Source organism: Paenibacillus hunanensis (assembly GCF_034055775.1).
GTDB lineage: Bacteria > Bacillota > Bacilli > Paenibacillales > Paenibacillaceae > Saccharibacillus > Saccharibacillus hunanensis.
In genome coordinates this window covers 2,920,939-2,940,627 of the sequence record NZ_CP139194.1, presented here as the reverse complement: position 1 = coordinate 2,940,627, position 19,689 = coordinate 2,920,939, and the positions used below count along the sequence as shown (strand labels likewise).

Below are 19,689 nucleotides of genomic sequence, written 5' to 3'. Positions count from 1 at the left end.
ACTCGTCAGGGTCTGCTCTTTTCATTGTTTGCTGAGTCAAAGAGATAGAGAATAACCATGTTGGAGATTCATGCTGGGGTGGATCATCGTGATATACATCCATGAGGTATAACCACACTAAAAGCAGTTGACATGTAACCCGTTCCAACAGCTACAGTTAGGAAGACAGCTAGCATAGTAGATCATCTGTTGGATTGCCTGTTTGCTTGGCGGAATGATCAACGATGTATCATGCGATCAATCGATATTATACGCTTATCTGCCATTTCGGATTGCCGTATATCGATACTTGCTATAACGCTAGCTGCATACGTCTAAATTATTACGAATCATCTCATAGTCAGGAGTGCGATACGATGCAACAAGCAAAAGGAACCTCTACATCCGAAGTGACGAAGCGTAACGAGCCGTCTGCACGGAAAATAGTTTTTATCGATATCGATGGTACGCTGGTGAATGATTACGGTACTGTTCCATCCTCGGCGAAGCTTGCCTGCCAGCAGGCGAGAGCGAACGGACATTTGTTATTTTTATGTACAGGACGCTCCAAAGCAGAGATTTACGATTCGATCTGGGAGATCGGCTTTGACGGATTGATCGGCGCAGGCGGTGGTTATGTAGAGCTTGGTGAGCAGGTGCTATATCACAAAAAAGTGCAGCCTCAGGATGTGCGACATATGGTCGACTTTTTTAACCAGCATGGTGTTCACTTTTATCTGGAATCGAATTCAGCGCTGTATGCGAGTAGTGGACTTCGTCCTCAGCTGGAGCGTCTGATCTATGGGGATATGGAGAACGATCCGTTAGCTAAGCAGCGGATGGAGCAAGCACCGCATCCATTTATTGAAGGCTTGACCTATGGTGTGACTGATTTGTATAAGGACGATGTGAATAAGGTGTGTTTTCTAGAGAGTAGCCTGCCATTTGAAGTGATCCAGCAGGAGTTCAGCGGCAAGTTCGAGGTTATTCAGTGTACCGTACCGATCTTTGGTAAGGATAGCGGTGAGCTCATGATACCGGGTATTCATAAGGCGATTGCGATTGCGGATGTGCTTGAGCATTTGCAAGAGTCACAGGTAGATACGCTAGCTATTGGTGATGGAATGAATGATGCCGAGATGCTGGAATATTGTGCGATCGGCATCGCGATGGGTAATGCCAAGCCCGGTTTAAAAGCGATCGCAGATGATATTACCGATACGGTCGAGGAAGATGGTTTATACAAGAGCTTTGTAAAATATGGTTTGATTCAGGAAGCGAACGAGTCGTTGTCGTCGTGATGGTTCTATTTTGATCCCTGTTTATCATTCTGTTATATGAATATATATAAAGCCTGAGTAGAGCGCACCCAAAGCGCTATATATCAGGCTTTTTGCGTCGTTTTCACATAGGATAAGTATGTGCGGAGATGGGACAATTGAAGCATGGAGGATATCACGAATCGAATTTTTCTTGCTAAATATTATTGTATGACGAATAAATTGGGTAATGTAAAACAGGATGGCAAAATTTTTTGATCATAATAATAATCACGCACAATTAATTTCAAGTGAAATGAAACAGAGGAGGAATCATAATGACAGCATTTGATATTCTATTTATTGGTAGCGGGCAGGGAGCATGGAATGCCGCACTTCCGCTAAGTATGAGCGGTAAAAAGGTAGCTATTATTGAACGCGATAAAATCCTCGGTGTATGTACAAACTACGGCTGTAATCCTAAGATCATTTTGGATGGGCCGATCAAGCTGATGGAGGATGCTGAGCTACTGGAGACAGCAGGTCTGCAAAGTGAATTCAAGCTTGATTGGGGTAAATTGATGGAGCATAAAAATAAAATTCTCGGTGAATTGCCGAAAACAATGGAATCCAATCTGAAAAAAGCGGGCATCGAGATCATTCGCGGTGAAGCGCGCTTTACAGATGAACATACGGTTGAGGTGGCTGGAACGAGCTATACGGCGGAGACGATCGTAATTGCCACAGGACAGCGCCCGGCTGAACTCAACATTCCAGGTGAAGAGCTGCTGATTACAAGTAATGAATTCCTGTATCTACCGGAGCTGCCAGAGGATATCGTTCTGATCGGCGCAGGCTATGTAGCGATGGAGCTCGCATCGATCGCTTTCCGTGCCGGCTCTCGTGTACACATCGTACAGGTATCGGATCGTGTACTGAATGGTTTCCACCAGCCCTATGCACGCCAATTGACGGAGAAAATGAAGCAGGACGGTATTCAGTTCCACTTCAACGAAAAGGTAACCGCAGTACAGCAAGCAGGCTCCGGGCTAGAATTGCAAACGGAAAGCGGTCTGAAGCTACAGGCAGGTCTGATCGTGAATGCAACAGGACGTATTCCTAACGTTGAACCGCTTCAGTTAGAAGCAGCAGGTGTTACGTACAACAAGCGCGGGATTGAAGTGAATGAATATCTGCAAACCTCCACCTCGCATATCTATGCGACAGGCGATATTCTTGATAAAAAGCAGCCAAGACTCACGCCGACTGCGGTATTTGAAGCGAAATATCTGGCAGGTAAGCTGCTTGGTAAAGTGAATGAGCCAATTCAATATCCACCGATCGCTACGATTGCCTTTACTGCTCCGCGTATCGCACAGGTTGGTATTACGGTAGAAGAAGCGGAAGCACATGGTGATCAATACAAGGTTCAGCCGATGGAGCTAGGTAAGCAATGGGACTTTGCCGGACGTGGTGAAGCGAATGCGCATCTCACACTCATCCATGATGCAGACAACAAGCTGGTAGGTGCAACTGCTTACAGTCAGGAAGCACTGGAGATCATTAATAGCTTGACTCCATTTATCACACTGGGCTTGACTGCGGAGGATGCAGCGAAGATCGTATACGCGTTCCCATCATTCGAGACGATGATTCCGCGTTATTTCCAATCTTAATGTGCTAGCCTATTAAAATATACTGTATTGAGCCGCTTATAAGGCTGTAAAAGAAAGTGATAACACGAAAGCCGCATTATTCTGAGAGCATGAGGATTCATGAAAAGTTATTTTCTCAGAAGTATGCGGCTTTTGTGTATCGTTATTCATGCTATCTATCACCATTCTCTATGCAGCATACGGGACGACCTATGCTAAAATGAAAAAGAGCTTACCATCATCACGGTACATACGAATCTCAAGTTGAAGGAGCTATGACTGCATGTGTCTTATTTTATTTGCCTATGGCATCCATCCCGACTATCCACTCCTTGTGGCTGCCAATCGGGATGAATTCTATGATCGTCCATCTGCATCGGTTCATCGCTGGTCAGATGCTCCACATGTCATTGCTGGACGTGATCTATTGAAGCTGGGCACATGGCTCGGTATATCCGATCGAGGACGATTTGCTGGATTAACGAATTATCGTGATCCGCTGGAGCAAAGTGAAGGCAAGCGCTCAAGAGGAGAGCTAGTCGCTAACTTTCTAACCGGAGATGCTACTCCGCAGGCGTACATGGAGCATATTCATAAGCATGCAGAGGATTATCCGGGCTACAATCTGCTTGCAGGTGACCACCATGAGCTGTATTACTACTCTAATAAAAGCCAGCAGCCACAGCGATTGGAACGCGGCATTTATGGTATTAGTAATCATCTGCTCAATACGAGCTGGCCTAAGGTGGAACAGGGGAAAGCAGGCTTGCAAAAGCTATTAGAGTCTCCGCTAGCTGAGGAGATAGAACAGTTAGGTGATGCGTTATTTCATCTGCTCCAGCTAGCAGACCGACCAGCAGACGAGCAATTACCTGCTACGGGTGTTCCACTGGAATGGGAACGTATACTATCCTCGATCTTCATTCGGAGTGAAGCTTCCCGATACGGGACGCGATCTTCCACTGTAGTGATGATGAACGATCAGGAAATTCGTCTGCGTGAACGCACCTATGTACCCGAACTGGTAGAGGAACAGCATATGATAATTCCGCTACAGGCATAATCGTTAGGTATGATGTACAGGGTAGCACTTCTGAAAGTATGCACTTCCGAAAAATTCTGCTTACTAATCCCATGCATAGAGAGGAGCTCCACCATGTCCTTATTTTCAATATTATCTCGTAAAATCATATTCACTGCCCTTGGCATGATGCTACTCTGGGTGGCGATCCCATTGACCGCCTCGGCTCATACGAGTCTTGAACGTGCTGTACCCGCTAAAGATGCGAAGGTAGAGAAAGCAGTGAACGAAATTCAGATGACTTTTAACACATCGATTGCGGAGCTTAGCTCATTTACAGTGACTTCCTCCAATAATGGGGCTGTCACGATCAACGATATTAAGGTGGATGGCTCCTCGATGTCTGGTAAGCCAGCTGAACCATTGACCGCCGGTAGCTATACGGTTCAATGGAAAATTGTCGGCGAAGATAGTCACCCGATTGAGGGGAGCTATGCTTTTACCGTAACAGCAGCAGCGGATGAAGCTACAAGCAGCTCAGCTGCTGGATCGGACACCACGAGTGAAGCCGCAGAGAATACAGACCAGTCATCTTCATCTACCGGTACATCCTCTACAGATAGCAGCTCCGGTGAAGCAAGTGATTCCTCTGCAAATGGGGAGGCATCCATAGAGAGTCCAGCACCGACCACTTCGGCACAAACGGAAACCACACCAGCCGATGATGCAACGACCGATCAGAAGCCAGCATCAAGTGGCGCTGCGGCAGCATCAGATGATGAAAAGGATAGCGAAAGTGTATCTCCAGCCACCTGGATTATTACAATCGCCGTTATTCTCATTGCTATTATCGCAGCTGTGGCAACCATTAGTAAGCGGAGGAAGTCATAGTGCTCTATGGGATGATGCTGGCTGATCTAATCCTATATATCTGTCTATCCCTTGTACTCGGTACACTACTGCTCGGCGCTATTCATCCATCGCTGCAACCAGGCATCTATATGCCGAAAAAGGTAGTAGCTGGCATGATTATCGGCATTATGATCTTATCTGCTGCGCCGATGCTTCAAGTAATTTACTTCTTCGTTACGGAGTTTGATTATACGTTTGGCTTCGTGCTTGCCTATGTGCTGGGTAGCTATAATGCCGGGCATGGCTGGCTGATTACGGTCATTTGTGGGCTTTTACTGATCATTGTGTTATATCAGCGCGTATGGAATCAACGTCCGCACTTACGATCTGCCATCGGTCTTATACTGGCGATCGGCATGCTTGCCGGGATCGGTTACACCAGTCATTCATCCAGTCTGTATGGCTTTACCGGCTTTCTTACCCATTCTGTTCATCTGCTTAGTGTGACGCTATGGCTGGGTGTGCTGTTTGTCGTGGCGTGGTGTACGAAGCGGCCGGAGAAATGGCAGGCATGGCTAAGCTGGATGTCTCCGTTTGCGATGATCTGTTATATTGCGGCGATTGCGTCTGGCTTGCTGATGATGCTATCCTTCACCGATAATTATGCGGCCAGTCTCGCAGTTCCGTTTGGACAGGCACTGCTTATTAAGCACGCATTACTATTACCTTTAACAGTATTGGCAGCAACGAATAGCTTTTTGTTAAAAGGGCAGCTGGCACGGCAGCCGCAGTGGAATCCGGTATGCTGGTTACGTGTGGAAACGATTCTTGCTTTTCTGGTGCTAGTCGGTACTGCCTATCTGTCGAATCAATCGCCACCGCATGATCTAGTAGCTGCATTAGAGAGTGGAGTTATTCCGCTATCTCCGCTATGGACATTGTTTTATGAGCCATTTGGACAGGCGAGCTTATATGGATTAGTACAGCTTGGCTGGTCATTTACAGGCGTAGCAATCGCAGTGCTGGCATTAGCGTTCGTGCTCGCAGGAGTGTGGATGCTCGTTCGCTTTCGCAGTGTATGGACATCGCTTGGATTGCTAGTCTGCTCCGCGATATCATTGTATACGGCTGTAATGCTGAGCGTGCATCCATAACAGCTAACTCGTAACTCATGCAATCTTTTATCAACTCAAGAGTCAATCTTCCATAGCGGAGGGTTGGCTTTTTTATTGGTGATGATAGTGATCGCTATAACCTTTTATCAAGGGAAAAGTTAGACAAATGCAAGTCCATATTATTCAACGGACATAATCATATGAAAATATAATTGTACCTGAATGCCCGATATTACAGCATTATGCGTCATTAATTTCGCTAATAAGTCGCATCCTTTTAATGATGTTGAGATATAAAATAGACCATGCTATGATTTTCTCAAATCGGTAATAACCATTATTTTGAATTTAATTACATAATTATCATTTCTCAATGAATGCGTAAAACCGTGCAGATATGTCAACCGGTGGGCACTCTTCTTTTACAGAATGCTTTTATACATGGTTTTTGTAAGCGTTAACAAAATTCGAAATGGAGGTTATGTAATGTTCAGGATGCGTAAATGTCTCATCGTACTCATGTCTTTCATTTTATTGTTAGGTGCCTTTTCCTCCTTACGTGCAGAAGCAGCTACCAAGTCACTCGCCAAGCTGCCGGGAAATGCGAATCCGCTGATGGATCATAAGCTTGGAGCTGATCCGTATGTGCTCGTCTACAATGGCAGAGTGTATGTATACATGTCGAGTGATACATACGTATACAACAGCAACGGAACCGTTAAGGAAAATGACTTTAGTGCGCTGGATCGTGTACAGGTCATCTCTTCCTCAGATATGGTGAACTGGACAGATCATGGAACTGTTCCGGTTGCCGGTGCTAACAATAAAAACAATGGCAAAGGAATTGCCAAATGGGCTGCTAATTCATGGGCACCCGCAGTAGCCCATAAAAAAATCAACGGTAAAGATAAATTCTTCCTGTACTTTGCTAATGGCGGCGCAGGCATCGGTGTACTGACCGCTGATACGCCAATCGGTCCGTGGACAGATCCACTCGGTAAAGCGTTGCTGACTCAAAACACACCAGGTATGTCTGGCGTAAAATGGCTGTTCGACCCGGCTGTCCTTGTGAACGATGATGGTACAGGCTATCTGTACAGTGGCGGCGGTATTCCGAATGAATCCGATCCAGCATCCATCGCTAATCCAAAAACAGCACGTGTGATCAAGCTCGGTGCCGATATGATCAGCGTAAGTGGCAGTGCAAGCACCATCGATGCACCGTACCTGTTCGAGGATTCAGGTATTCACAAATACAACGGTAAATACTACTACTCATATTGCATCAACTTTGCTGGTAGCCATCCATCGCAATATCCAGCAGGTGAGATTGGTTACATGGTGAGCGATAACCCAATGGGGCCGTTCACGTACAAAGGTCATTTCTTAAAAAATCCATACTCCTTCTTCGGAGTAGGCGGTAACAATCACCATGCTGTATTTAACTTCAACAATCAATGGTATGTCGTGTATCATGCTCAAACGGTAAGTAAAGCACAGATCGGTGATGGCAAGGGCTATCGTTCTCCGCACATTAACAAGCTGTTCCATAACGGAGACGGTAGTATCGCTGAGGTGCAGGCGAATATGACAGGCGTGCCGCAGCTGTTCAATCTGAATCCATATACACGTGTGGAAGCAGAGACGATCGGCTGGCAAGCTGGAATCAACACAGAAGCAAGTCAGGCAAGTGGACCGTTTAACAATCAGAATGTAACGAATATCAACAATGGCGACTGGATCGCTGTCGGCAGAGCAGACTTCGGCTCGGCAGGTGCTCGTTCGTTCAAAGCAACGGTAGCTTCTACCGTAGGCGGCAATATCGAAGTACGACTGGATAGTGTAACGGGCCCTCTCGTAGGTACACTGCAAGTGCCTTCCACAGGCGGCGTACAGAACTGGAGAGAAGTGCAGACGAATATCAGCAATGCCACAGGCATTCATAATCTGTATCTCGTATTTACCGGTGGCGGCGGTAACCTGTTCAATCTGGATGCATGGCAATTCGTGTCCAATGCAGGACTGACAGCTGTTCCAACGGAAACACAAGGCGCGGCAGCAGAAGAGCAGTCCGTTCCTGTTGTGACCCATCCAGATGAGGCTACAGTAGAGCAGAATAGTGGAACAGAACAGCCAGCATCATCGACAAGCCCGATATCTGTTGAGCCAGCATCGAATACAGATGAAGCTGCTCCAGCTGGAACGACAACAGATAGCGCGCCAGTGAGCGAAGTGCCTGCAAGCGAATAATGCAGCATCTAAATCATGCAAGATGCTAAGCACAGACAAGCTCTATTTTATGAGATGTGTATAGATGATTAAGCAAGATGAATACACATTCACTAACCGAACACTAATCGAAGATACTCAGGAGGATCGCTTCCAACTCGTTATCTCGATGAGGTGCATAAACACAGTTATCCGTTACATTTACTATATTATTGGAGGTTTTGTATGAAAAGAAAATCATGGTTTGCTCTGTTAACCGCAGGTGTACTGTCTCTCTGTTTCTCCGCCAATACGTTCGCAGCAACGGTGCTCTGGGAGCCCCTCACGTATTTTAACCCAAGCACATGGCAAAAAGCAGACGGCTATTCCAACGGTAATATGTTTAACTGCACATGGCGTGGGAATAATGTCAGCTTCACCAGCGATGGCAAAATGAGACTCGGTCTGACTAGCTCTGCACAGAACAAGTTCGATTGCGGCGAATACCGTACTACTAACAAATACGGCTACGGTAAGTACGAAGTCAGCATGAAGCCTGCAAAAAATACAGGTATCGTATCCTCATTCTTCACGTACACTGGCCCTGCTAACGGTACACAATGGGATGAGATCGATATCGAATTCCTGGGCAAAGACACAACTAAAGTACAATTCAACTATTATACAAACGGCGTGGGTAACCATGAGAAAGTGATTAATCTAGGCTTTGACGCTTCTCAAGGCTTCCACACCTATGCATTCGACTGGCAACCGGGCTCGATCAAATGGTATGTGGATGGTGTACTCAAGCATACAGCGACCAGTAATATTCCAACCACACCAGGTCAGATCATGATGAACCTGTGGAATGGCTCCGGCGTAGATGATTGGTTAGGACCTTACAATGGCGCGAATCCTCTGTATGCAGAGTATGATTGGGTGAAGTATACAAGCAACTGATTTTGAAGTCGAAAGTAGGAAAAGGGCAGCCCTCTACAGGCTGCCCTTTTTGTATATAAAGCTAATGACATAACATCAATTCAGTACTAAAAATGAAACGTTTCGCATCAATTATAAACTACCCTCTAAACCCAAACGCCTATAAAATGTTTTTAGTAAACGCTTACAATTTACTATTTACCTCACATGTAGAGTCATGTTATCATAAATGCGAAACGTTTCAAATTATATTTGAGAGGAGAAAAAGCATGAGAAAAGTAAAGATATTCAGTATGATCCTCACTTTTTGTCTGATGGCGAACGTCACTTTAACTCCTATAGCTTCGGCGGCACCAGATGCTAAAAAACCACCTGGATTCAACTCAGAATTGAAAGCGATTGCAGCTAAAACGTATAAATACTTTCAGGATTATACCGATCCGAAAACCGGTATGACCTACGACGAAGTACGTACGACAGATAAAGGAACCGAGGAAGCCAAGCGCACCTCTCCAACCAATATCGCAATGTACATGATGAGTACCGTATCCGCACAGCAAATGGGCATCATTAGTAAGAAGGAAGCCGTATCTCGTCTGCAAACAACGCTGAATACATTGGAGAAGCTGGACAAGTGGAATGGTCTCTTTTATAACTGGTACAACACAGACGATGGTTCACTCAAAAAGGATTGGGGGCAATTTATATCGCAGGTTGATAATGGCTGGATGTCCGCAGGCTTGATCGTTGTCGGGCAGGCGTACAAGGAGCTGAATGGACAGACTAGCAAGCTCGTGAACAACATGAACTATACTACGCTGTACGATCCAGAGGTTGGACAATTCCGTGGTGGCTATGATGTTGCCAAAGGAGCCCTAACCGAGCATCATTATGGTGCATTCTATACGGAGCCACGCGTAGCCAGCTATATCGCTATCGGTAAAGGAGATGTGCCGCAGGATCACTGGTGGAAGATGTTTCGTACGATGCCAGCAGAATACGACTGGCAATCTCAAGTTCCAGAGGGGAAAAACGTCAACTATGACGGTGTGAATGTATTTGAAGGGCACTATACGTATCAAGGGAAAAAGTTCGTTCCAAGCTGGGGCGGCAGTATGTTTGAAGCATTGATGCCGGGCATGGTTATTAAAGAGAAGGAGCTTGGTAAAAAGGCACTTGGCTTAAATAACGAGCGTCATGTCCAATTACAAATCGCTTATGCGAAGGAAAAAGGCTATCGCGCATGGGGCTTCTCACCTTCCGCGACGCCAAGTGGCTACAGCGAATTTGCAGCGACACCTCTCGGAACTTCCGGTTATAAGGATGGCGCAACGGTTACAGCACATGCGACCTTCCTCGCATTAGAATATGCCCCTCAGGATGCTCGCAAAAATATCGAGGCATTAAAAAGCTTCAATATGCTAGGTAATTATGGCTTCTATGACTCAGTCAATGTTGAGACAGGCGAGCTGGCGAAGGCATATCTAGCGCTGGATCAAGGGATGATTATGGTATCGATCGCCAACTATCTGAAGGATGGCGTGATTCGCGATTATTTCCATAAAGACCCTATCGGTAAAAAGCCAGAAGCGTTGCTGAAGAAGGAAGTATTTTCAATTCAGTAAAATCAAACGTATTCGTGCATTGTAGATAGGTTATACCATTACTACAACCAGGCAAGATGTGATACATGTTAATTCTATCACGCCTTGCCTGGTATTTTGTTTCGTAGGCTCCAGTTCATTTTACGTCTTATTTTAACGTGTACTCAGCACACGAATATACTAATACAGAAAAGTAGAGTCTGATTATAGTTAGTCGTTCGTCTCATCGAATAGCTGCTTTAGCATTTTATCCTTATTATTAAGAAATTCCTTCATAATGAGAAAATGATCCGTTTCTTCTAACGTCTGTACTTCAATACCTTCAGCCGTCAAATTAAAGATGATTGCATCCGGATAAGCCATTAAAATTGGAGAATGAGTAGCGATCACAAATTGTGATCGTTTCTGAACAAGCTCGTGAATCCGCGCCAGCATAGACATTTGACGTAGTGGCGACAGAGCTGCCTCTGGCTCATCCAGCAGGTATAGCCCATTTCCGCCAAACCGATGCATAAATGTAGAGAAAAAGGATTCACCATGTGATTGCTCATGCAGGGAGCGCCCACCGTAGGATGCACTGATTGGAGGCTGAAAGGATACTTGAAGATCCAGCTCGTCGATTGTTGAAGCGAGATTGTAGTAGCTTTCTGCTCTGAAAAAGAAACCATCTTTAGGACGCCGAGTACCGCGAATTAATTGAATGTATTCAAACAACTCAGAGTGAGTCGCACGCGTAGAAAATGAAAAATTGATTGTTCCACCTTCTGGATTAAATCCCCACGATACAGCAATAGACTCCATCAAGGTCGATTTGCCCATTCCATTTTCACCCACAATATAGGTTACCTTCGGATGAAAATCCAATTGATCAAGATGCTGTATAATAGGAAGATTAAACGGATACTTCTCCAATGTAGTTATTCGTTGCCTATTTAGTTTAATTTGCCGTAGATAAGAAGATGACAGACTCATGCTCAATTCCTCCCAATCGTATAGAATGGATGAACACTTCTATGTATGTACTTTATCTAAAGTAATGTCATTGATAAGAGATACTACTATTGTATCATCTACATAGCAAAAAATTGTAATGTAAGCTATACCTATGATACATGGACAAATAGGATGATGATGCCTACAATAAATGTAAACATTTACAAACTATTAGACGTACATCGAACTATACATAACTGAGGTGAACAGGTTGGCTATTTCAAGTATGGATACTACCGAAAATGATAATAGAGCACATCTTAAGGCAGACTGCGCACAATGCTTTGGCTTATGCTGTGTTGCGTTAAACTTCTCTATCTCCGAGGGCTTCCCGATGGATAAAGCAGCTGGACAGCCCTGCAAATATCTACAATCCGATTGTCGCTGTTCCATCCATGAATCTCTCCATCAACGAGGGTTAAAAGGCTGCATTTCATTCGATTGCTTTGGAGCAGGTCAAAAAGTATCGCAGATCACTTATCGCGGAATGGATTGGAAGGCAATACCGGAACAGGCAGATACCATGTTCAAGGTGTTTCTCATTATGCTACAGCTTCATGAATTGTTGTGGCATCTGACAGATGCGTTACATCAGCCAGCAGCTGTATCGATTCGGCGCGAGCTACAGGCACTGCTTGATCAGACAGAACAATATACGCTCTTACGCCCGGAAGAAATGATACAAATCAATACAATGGAGCATAGAGAGAAAGTAGACGTATTGCTCCTTCGAACGAGTGAGCTAGTACGTGCTGAGGCGCGCCGTAAGCATAAGCAAAGTCCAAAGCAGCGCTCACAAGCTACACGCCAGAAACGCATTGGTCGTGGAGCCGATCTGGTCGCGGCGGATCTACGGAAAATGGAGCTGCAAGGAGCTTACCTGAGAGGAGCGCTTCTGATTGCGGCGAACCTGGAGGATGTTGATCTTAGTGGAGCTGATCTGATCGGCGCCGATTTGCGGGATGCCAACTTAAATGGTGCTGATCTGTCACAAAGCTTATTTTTAACTCAGTTTCAGATCAGTTCTGCTAAAGGTAATGCAGATACGAGGCTGCCAGAAGCGCTCAATCGTCCAGAGCATTGGAAGTAAAGATTCCTGTACATCCATTTCTCATTCTGTCCATGAAGGAGATGATGCGATTGCTTCATGTCGATATTAATCTGAAGGTAATCTATTTCCGTGCACGTAGTTATTAGTTAGTGGGCTTTAAGTAATTGGAGCTGGCTTGGAAGGATATTGTATGTAGTATGGCTTTAATGCAATAGTAACGATAACAGATAGCCAGGGAGGCAACATCGATGAAGGAAGAAGAACGCATCATGCAAGGTATTCTATTCAGTCCTGCACATCCTGATTTAAAAGCCTTGAAACGTAAGGCGCACAAGCTAAGTCAACAATATAGCCAGACGTTTGAAGACGAGGTTGAAGATCGGGAACGTATTTTGCAGGAGGCACTCGGTCATATAGGCGAAGCTAGCTTTATACAGGGGCCTGTGTTTTTTCATTATGGTGTACATACTCGTATCGGACGAAACTTCTTTGCTAATTATAACTTAACGATACAGGACGATGCGCTTGTAACGATTGGCGACTATACGAGCTTTGGGCCTAATGTGACGATTGTTACACCGACTCACCCACTGATTGCATCTGAACGTAGAAGAATGCTGGATCAAAATGGAGAAGAGAAGTCCCTTTGTTATGCTAAGCCTGTTACGATTGGCAATGATGTCTGGATTTCAGCCAATGTCACGATTTGTGGTGGAGTTACGATTGGAGATGGCTGCGTCATTGGAGCAGGCAGTGTTGTCACTCGGGATATTCCTGCTCATTCTCTAGCAGCAGGAGTGCCTTGCAAAGTGATTCGTCCAATTACGGAAGAGGACAGTATGCGCTATAAGCCAGAGGTTATGGCAGATTGCAATGTAATTTCGCATCACGCAGATGATAAGAAAGAGGAAGAGTAATGGGAAGACAGATGTTTGTAATAAAAGAAAAGCTGAATGATGGAGTATACCTTATGGCAGTTCATAGTAATGTTGTGACGCTTCAGAGCATCATGGGAGCTATACGATGATTGAGCCTACGAAGCGGTTAATCGAGCTATTTCGCTCAGAGGTTCCTTTGGATAGTAGTATCATTCAATCCTATTGCGATGTGATTGCGTCATCTGGCGATGCTGAGGATGCGAAGATCTTGCTGGAGTGGTATATGAAGCATTCAGAGGACTGGCAGTATACTCCAATCCTTCAGGTCGTTATGCGCTGTGGAGATATGGAACTGGCAGCGGAGTTATACACATATTGCTTTGAGCAGGGCAAGTTAAAAGAGAAGGCGCCTGATGGTATGCTTCATATTCTTGCATATATGGGGTATCCGCTGCCATCGGAATATATAGTGGATTGCGTATTATCTAACGATCACGATGCTTGTCTGGCACTACTGCACATGCCTTATGATCATCACTATAGTCGACTAATCGAATTATTTGATCAGATGTATGGACAGGCTCTATTTCCTGAGCTACTGCCCACTCTGTCCGTAAAATGGGCATCGGCGGAGTACATGGTTCCAAAGCTGTTAGCATGGGGCAAGCAAGCTTCGATCGATTGCAATGGTGGCTTGGTACTGGGCATTGCGATGTATGGACCTGCACAAAAGGATCAGATCAAGCAGATTCTATGGGATACGGATTGGGAGCTGTACAGTAATGGAACTGGTGGACACTGGTGGGCGTATATGTCTATGCCGCTTGTTGAATTAACTTTTGCAGAGCTCATTCAGGATTTGAAGCATGCGTTTGGTCTGAAAGATAAGGTAGACGGTGACGATCAGGAACGTATTGTACGGAACGGAGGGCAAGCTGCCGATGCCTCAGATCCATCCAAACGATCGGCAGAGCATTGCTTTGACGTATTGCACAGCTTGCTTCAGCTCCAATTAGAGCATGTACCGCACCCACTTCGATATGTTACGCCTAATCGCGAATCGATGATTGATCTGTATCAGCAATTGTTTGCATGGAGTACACCACATGTGGATGATTCTATATTAGGCGTGATTGGCAATACGCTAGGCATACACCATCGACTCATGGAGCGATTTTATCATTTGAGGTCTACTATGGAGCTGGCGGTTCATAATGAGATTGAAAGGATGATCTAGCGATTAAATTTTAGCTGTTCTTTTTTCGGAAAATAAAGTATGATGTGTGTAATTAAATGATGAACGAGGAAGCACCTCGCACTTGGATAGTTTATATACTATTCGTGCGAGGTGCTTTTTTGTTATGTGGAGGAGAGCGGAATGAAGCAAGAAGCTACGATTCAATACAAGAAAAGTTTATTTGTACCCAGGTTATTCCAAACCTCGTTGTGCTCACTAATTCTGGTGTCGGCATTTGGTCCGGTCGCTTCGGCGGCGACTGAAGTAAAGGCGAATATTACGAAAATCACGAACCAAGGAAATGCAGCTTATTTGGAATTTTCCGTACCGATGGTTGGCGAAGATGTTCTGACTTCGACGGGATTTGAATCAGGTGAGGAAACACCGGATTTTTACTGGCGTGGTAATGGTAATCAGTCTATTGTAACCAATCCTATCGGTAGTGGTCGAGTCGCTTCGCTACAGGATACGATCACAAATAGTCAGGGCAATCTGTATGACTATCCAGATACCAAGGCAATCACATCCCGTTTTTCATTACGTGGAAGAAGCTTACCTGATGACGCGCTGATCAGCGTTCAATTTGATGCTTTGAGTACAAAAGGAACGAACTGGATGCAGTTTGCGGCGGGTACAGGCTGGTATGATCGCGGATTTGATATGATGGATGATCACGGGCAAAATATACTATACGCAGAAGCTGTGAATTGGAATAATGCACCGCAAACCTTTCGTATAAAAACAACCAGCGGTATCGCTTATTTGCCAGATGGTCAAGTTCGTACTGTTGTCTCGTCCAGAGCACAGGATTATACGTATGGATTGCTTCAATATCAATGGTCGCAAACAAATCAAGCCTTTACACGCGTACCGGGTCAATCTCAACCGTGGAGTGTAGCATGGCCGAACGGGCAGACAGTCACCCCAAAAGTTGAAGCATTCGGAGTTGGCGAACGTGTGCTATCTCATAATCAGGGCGCATTTGTATTCCCGGAGCGCACTATTCCGTCTGACCGTACGTGGAGAACCTATTCCATGAATACACAAGTTTCTCAATTAACGTATTACAATCTGATGAAATACGGCGTTTTTCCATCCATGCAGTGGAAGACAGATGGATCAGTCTACATTGATAATTTGAAATTTGGCTATGCGGAAAGAGCCAATATCTATCGCGATGGGAAACAGGTTTATTCAGGTTTTGAATCTTCCTTTACCGATAGTGAAGCTACAGATCAGGCAATCCCTAATCCGGTTACGAATCTCGGCTATTCATTTGCTCGTAATAGTAAACAAATTATGGCTAATTGGACACCTGCAAGTGATATCGGTACAGAATATACTTATAAAATTCAGGGGCAATTGCGGAATGGAACAGTAGGTGCGATTCAGGATTCTAAGGTAGTTGCTGTTACGTCTGGTATTAAAGGATATATTGTAAAGCTCGATGCCAACCCGGACAGCCAGATCATATCGGGAGACATTTCGACATCCAGCACCTCAATGGCTATCACGCCTGCATCAGGAGATCGTTATCTGCATGTGGCAGCTGTAGATCAGGCAGGGAATATTTCACCGACTCAGACGAGCGAGCTACTAGACAGTGATGCTCCTAAGCTACTACTCTCTCAACCAGATTCTAATCCAACGAGGTCGGGTACAGTGATTTCTGTCCATGGATTGGATGCAACGACATGGATCGATTCGATTACATTGCCGGACGGTAAGGTTGTGCGCTCGGACACTGCCTCGTTTATTGCAGCGACTAATGGCTCTTATACCTTCAAAGCAACAGATTATATGGGCAATAGCACGCAAAGCACAATTGAGATCAACAATATCGATATCACGCCGCCGACAATCACTACACCAGCTGATCCGGCATATGCGAATAGCTATTATGCAAAACCATTTTCGATCCCTATTAACGTATCGGATGATTATCCAGCCAAGCTTAACGTTCAATATTACCTATCTCCCAATCCAGACATGCCTGATTCCAGCGTTATAGCATGGAAGGATGTCGAGCCTAATTTTAATGTGAGTATCGATCAGCTAGGTAGCTGGTGGATATATGTAAAAGCACAGGATAGAGCTGGAAATCAAACGCTAGAGCGATTAGGTTCATTTACATATTTACCATTACCGGATGCAGTTCCTGTGGAAGATATAGAGATTACTTCTCCAGACCCGCATAGCTTAACTATTAAGCTACGAGAACGCTTAGCCGATGTGTCTTATCGTGTTTATATCAATGATGTATTTATGCGCCGAAACGTCTTCTTACCTGGATCGGATACATTGACGATTTCTAATCTCACTTCGGGAACTGCATACTCGGTATCCGTAGAACCCTATAATCCTTCTGGGAAAGCCAGTCGTACCATAATACAGGCAACTACTCGTCCTGAAGCAGCTAGGATTGCTACGATTCTACCTGTAGAAGGAACAGAGAATACCGTGACTGCTTCGGTATATGAAATCCATGGAGTAGATCGGTATGTATGGGAGCTATATGACGAGCAAGAGATCAAGGTAACTACAATGGAAAGTCAGGGTACGACACAAACGTTTAACGTTATTCCGAATGCTCATTACTCTCTACGGGTGCATGGTCTGAATAGCGCCGGTGAAGGATTAAGCGGCATTCGTAATTTCCAAGCCTTGCCGACACTCTCGGGTTTACATATAGTCAATGTAGAAACCGATGCCCTACAATTAGGCTGGCAAAGTGTCACCGGGGATGTTTATTATGATCTGTACCGCGACGATCGAAAAGATGGGATTCGAATCGGTGCAGAAGGTACCGTCATTGGCGATACGTACACCTCCGTTACAGCAGCAACCTATACACCTGATATGATCGGCTTCCATGATTCAGGTCTACAAAGTGGAACCGAATATCATTACCGTATTGCAGCCGCCAATGCAGCTGGCTATAGCCTATGGCGTAATGTCTCGGTATGGACGTTACCTGCTATGCCAGACATTCGTGTGTCTGAGGTGACAGATCATAGCTTAGTATATGATTGGCAGCCCATCCGAGGAGCAGCGGCGTATCATGTATATCTCAATGGTGCTTATATCGGTAGACAAACAGGAACAAGAGTAGACCTGTCTGATCTTGAAGCTGGAGCTGACTATCACCTGGATGTATTAGCTGTAAATGCAAGTGGAACAGGAGCAGCTGCACATATTACAAAAGCAACGCTACCTGTGCAGCCACGGTTTACCGCATTATTACCTCAAGAAGATCGGGTCACGATCCAGCTGGATAACCAGGCTGCAGATCGATATGAGTTTCAGTATAAGGGAAGGGTCTTCCAGTCTGTAGCTGCCCATGCTTCCATTCAAGTGACAGGCTTACACGCAGGGGAGTCGATAACTGGTGAATTGATTGCTTATAATTCATCCGGCGCTTCCAAGCCACTTGCCGTTACACTGCATACACTACCAAACGCTGTTACCAATCTCCGCGCCACCTCATCCGAATTGGAAACAAGATTACAATGGGATGAGGTCAAAGGCGCTGTACGTTACTGGGTAGAGACAAGCCAAGGATTGATCACAGTAGATCATAATTATTGGACTACAGAAGCGATTGCACCTAATACATTAGGTACGTATCGAGTATGGGCAGAAGGCATTGCTGGGAAAAGCTTGCATGCAGCTGAAGTGAGTAGCATGGGTGTACCCCTTCCGATGATGAGTGAGCCTGTGCAGGTCAGAGAAATGAGTAGTGATGGCGTTACGCTAGCCTTTAATTCTTTTCAGGGTGCTACCGCATATTATATTTATCTCAATGATAAGCTGATCGCCGAGACCAATGACACGAGTTATCGTATAGATCACTTACAATCCGCGACCGAATACAGCCAATATCGGATTCGTGCGGTAAATGCAATGTCAGAAATGAGTAAATCGTACCCTGTGTCCTTTACTACGTTGCCAGCGAATGGCTTTACATTTGACGTGATGAACAAGAGTACTCGTTCTATCGATCTGAATGTGAATGATGTAGAAGCCAATGCTAAAGTGATCGTCCGACTACAGCTTTCTACAGGGGAGATGAAGGAGGTCTACAGCGGCAAAGCAGGGCATATCCCAATAGACAATCTTTCCGCAGATACAAGCTATAAAATATGGGTTCACACTCTCAGTGCAGGCGGACCTAGCACTGCAAGGTTCATCGTTATACGTACGGATCAAAAGAGCTCGAATCATCTACCCGATATTACGCAGCTTATCGCGCCCCATGGTGATTCATCGCCAGCACCTACAGTGCAGCATACCGATCTATTGCCAGCAAAGGTGGAGAACCGTATTGTATTTCATGATATCGATGATCGGTACTCGAAGGATGCCGTATATATGCTTGCTGGAAAAGGAATTATTGATGGATATACGGATGGTACTTTCCGCCCCAAATCGGCGATAACGAGAGCGGAGTTTATCGTTATGCTTGATAAAGTAGGTCTCTTAAAGGACACCAAAAGCGAGAACAGCTTTACTGATATTTCTCCAGACGATTGGTATGCGGATGCGATTAAGCGTGCAGCAGGCGCTGATATCATTCACGGTTATCCAGATCAAACGTTCAAGCCTAATCAGATTTTAAGCCGCGCAGAAGCAGCTAAGATCATCGGTAGACTACCTATAGAGAATAATGCAATTCATAACGCTAAGCATTCCTTTACAGATGATACAGCTATTCCAGCCTGGGCAAAGGATGAGATTGCTAGCACATCCTATTTTATTGGGTATGATAATGGAAAGTTCGAACCAAACAAGAAGATTACACGTGAGGAAGTAGCGACTATTTTGTATCGGATGTTCAGCAATTGAATATGGCAGAACTTGAAGGAGCATCGCTAGCTGTGATGTTCTTTTTTTTATGT

13 protein-coding genes are annotated in these 19,689 nt (G+C 45.1%); 12 read left to right on the top strand and 1 reads right to left on the bottom strand.

What is annotated here, in order from left to right:
- Nucleotides 1-356 precede the first annotated feature (356 nt).
- The 8 genes from SK066_RS11920 (at nucleotide 357) to SK066_RS11885 (ending at nucleotide 10,653) form a co-directional block, all read left to right on the top strand.
- A complete protein-coding gene (locus SK066_RS11920; RefSeq protein WP_320541659.1) occupies nucleotides 357-1,280 on the top strand; it encodes a Cof-type HAD-IIB family hydrolase in 924 nt (307 codons plus the stop codon).
- Between the two features lie 296 nt (nucleotides 1,281-1,576).
- On the top strand, nucleotides 1,577-2,914 hold the full coding sequence (locus tag SK066_RS11915; RefSeq protein WP_320541658.1) for a dihydrolipoyl dehydrogenase family protein: 1,338 nt from the start codon (nucleotides 1,577-1,579) through the stop codon (nucleotides 2,912-2,914).
- A 262-nt stretch (nucleotides 2,915-3,176) separates the two neighbouring features.
- Entirely contained in the window at nucleotides 3,177-3,956 is a 780-nt protein-coding gene (locus SK066_RS11910; RefSeq protein WP_320541657.1) for an NRDE family protein, read from the top strand.
- 93 nt (nucleotides 3,957-4,049) lie between these two features.
- The gene (locus SK066_RS11905) at nucleotides 4,050-4,805 is read left to right on the top strand and encodes a copper resistance CopC family protein (RefSeq protein ID WP_320541656.1); all 756 of its coding nucleotides are present in this window, start codon (nucleotides 4,050-4,052) and stop codon (nucleotides 4,803-4,805) included.
- Complete coding sequence (locus tag SK066_RS11900) at nucleotides 4,805-5,920, top strand: copper resistance D family protein (RefSeq protein WP_320541655.1); 1,116 nt, start codon at nucleotides 4,805-4,807, stop codon at nucleotides 5,918-5,920. The genes SK066_RS11905 and SK066_RS11900 overlap by 1 nt, the downstream gene beginning before the upstream one ends.
- 447 nt (nucleotides 5,921-6,367) lie before the next feature.
- On the top strand, nucleotides 6,368-8,131 hold the full coding sequence (locus SK066_RS11895; RefSeq protein WP_407673665.1) for a glycoside hydrolase family 43 protein: 1,764 nt from the start codon (nucleotides 6,368-6,370) through the stop codon (nucleotides 8,129-8,131).
- 204 nt (nucleotides 8,132-8,335) lie between these two features.
- Nucleotides 8,336-9,049, top strand: a complete 714-nt coding sequence (gene bglS, locus SK066_RS11890; RefSeq protein ID WP_320541654.1) for a beta-glucanase — start codon at nucleotides 8,336-8,338, stop codon at nucleotides 9,047-9,049.
- Between the two features lie 248 nt (nucleotides 9,050-9,297).
- Complete coding sequence (locus tag SK066_RS11885) at nucleotides 9,298-10,653, top strand: glucoamylase family protein (RefSeq protein WP_320541653.1); 1,356 nt, start codon at nucleotides 9,298-9,300, stop codon at nucleotides 10,651-10,653.
- A gap of 189 nt (nucleotides 10,654-10,842) precedes the next feature.
- Here SK066_RS11885 and SK066_RS11880 read toward each other — a convergent pair whose 3' ends face one another.
- Nucleotides 10,843-11,604, bottom strand: coding sequence for an AAA family ATPase (locus tag SK066_RS11880; protein WP_320541652.1), 762 nt, complete (start codon nucleotides 11,602-11,604; stop codon nucleotides 10,843-10,845).
- A 355-nt stretch (nucleotides 11,605-11,959) separates the two neighbouring features.
- Here SK066_RS11880 and SK066_RS11875 point away from each other — a divergent pair, with 355 nt between their 5' ends.
- The 4 genes from SK066_RS11875 to SK066_RS11860 all read left to right on the top strand — a co-directional run bounded on the left by SK066_RS11875 (nucleotide 11,960) and on the right by SK066_RS11860 (nucleotide 19,636).
- Complete coding sequence (locus tag SK066_RS11875; protein WP_320541651.1) at nucleotides 11,960-12,715, top strand: pentapeptide repeat-containing protein; 756 nt, start codon at nucleotides 11,960-11,962, stop codon at nucleotides 12,713-12,715.
- A gap of 209 nt (nucleotides 12,716-12,924) precedes the next feature.
- Entirely contained in the window at nucleotides 12,925-13,593 is a 669-nt protein-coding gene (locus SK066_RS11870) for a sugar O-acetyltransferase (RefSeq protein ID WP_320541650.1), read from the top strand.
- A gap of 106 nt (nucleotides 13,594-13,699) precedes the next feature.
- Complete coding sequence (locus tag SK066_RS11865) at nucleotides 13,700-14,791, top strand: hypothetical protein (protein WP_320541649.1); 1,092 nt, start codon at nucleotides 13,700-13,702, stop codon at nucleotides 14,789-14,791.
- Between the two features lie 141 nt (nucleotides 14,792-14,932).
- A complete protein-coding gene (locus SK066_RS11860) occupies nucleotides 14,933-19,636 on the top strand; it encodes an S-layer homology domain-containing protein (protein WP_320541648.1) in 4,704 nt (1,567 codons plus the stop codon).
- The last annotated feature ends 53 nt before the right edge of the window (nucleotides 19,637-19,689 follow it).

What these genes read in the sequence shown, in the direction of transcription:
- SK066_RS11920 (WP_320541659.1), top strand. Translation starts at nt 357, where the DNA reads ATGCAACAAGCAAAAGGAACCTCTACATCCGAAGTGACGAAGCGTAAC.
- SK066_RS11915 (WP_320541658.1), top strand. Translation starts at nt 1,577, where the DNA reads ATGACAGCATTTGATATTCTATTTATTGGTAGCGGGCAGGGAGCATGG.
- SK066_RS11910 (WP_320541657.1), top strand. Translation starts at nt 3,177, where the DNA reads ATGTGTCTTATTTTATTTGCCTATGGCATCCATCCCGACTATCCACTC.
- SK066_RS11905 (WP_320541656.1), top strand. Translation starts at nt 4,050, where the DNA reads ATGTCCTTATTTTCAATATTATCTCGTAAAATCATATTCACTGCCCTT.
- SK066_RS11895 (WP_407673665.1), top strand. Translation starts at nt 6,368, where the DNA reads ATGTTCAGGATGCGTAAATGTCTCATCGTACTCATGTCTTTCATTTTA.
- bglS (WP_320541654.1), top strand. Translation starts at nt 8,336, where the DNA reads ATGAAAAGAAAATCATGGTTTGCTCTGTTAACCGCAGGTGTACTGTCT.
- SK066_RS11885 (WP_320541653.1), top strand. Translation starts at nt 9,298, where the DNA reads ATGAGAAAAGTAAAGATATTCAGTATGATCCTCACTTTTTGTCTGATG.
- SK066_RS11880 (WP_320541652.1), bottom strand. Translation starts at nt 11,604, where the DNA reads ATGAGTCTGTCATCTTCTTATCTACGGCAAATTAAACTAAATAGGCAA.
- SK066_RS11875 (WP_320541651.1), top strand. Translation starts at nt 11,960, where the DNA reads ATGGATAAAGCAGCTGGACAGCCCTGCAAATATCTACAATCCGATTGT.
- SK066_RS11870 (WP_320541650.1), top strand. Translation starts at nt 12,925, where the DNA reads ATGAAGGAAGAAGAACGCATCATGCAAGGTATTCTATTCAGTCCTGCA.
- SK066_RS11865 (WP_320541649.1), top strand. Translation starts at nt 13,700, where the DNA reads ATGATTGAGCCTACGAAGCGGTTAATCGAGCTATTTCGCTCAGAGGTT.
- SK066_RS11860 (WP_320541648.1), top strand. Translation starts at nt 14,933, where the DNA reads ATGAAGCAAGAAGCTACGATTCAATACAAGAAAAGTTTATTTGTACCC.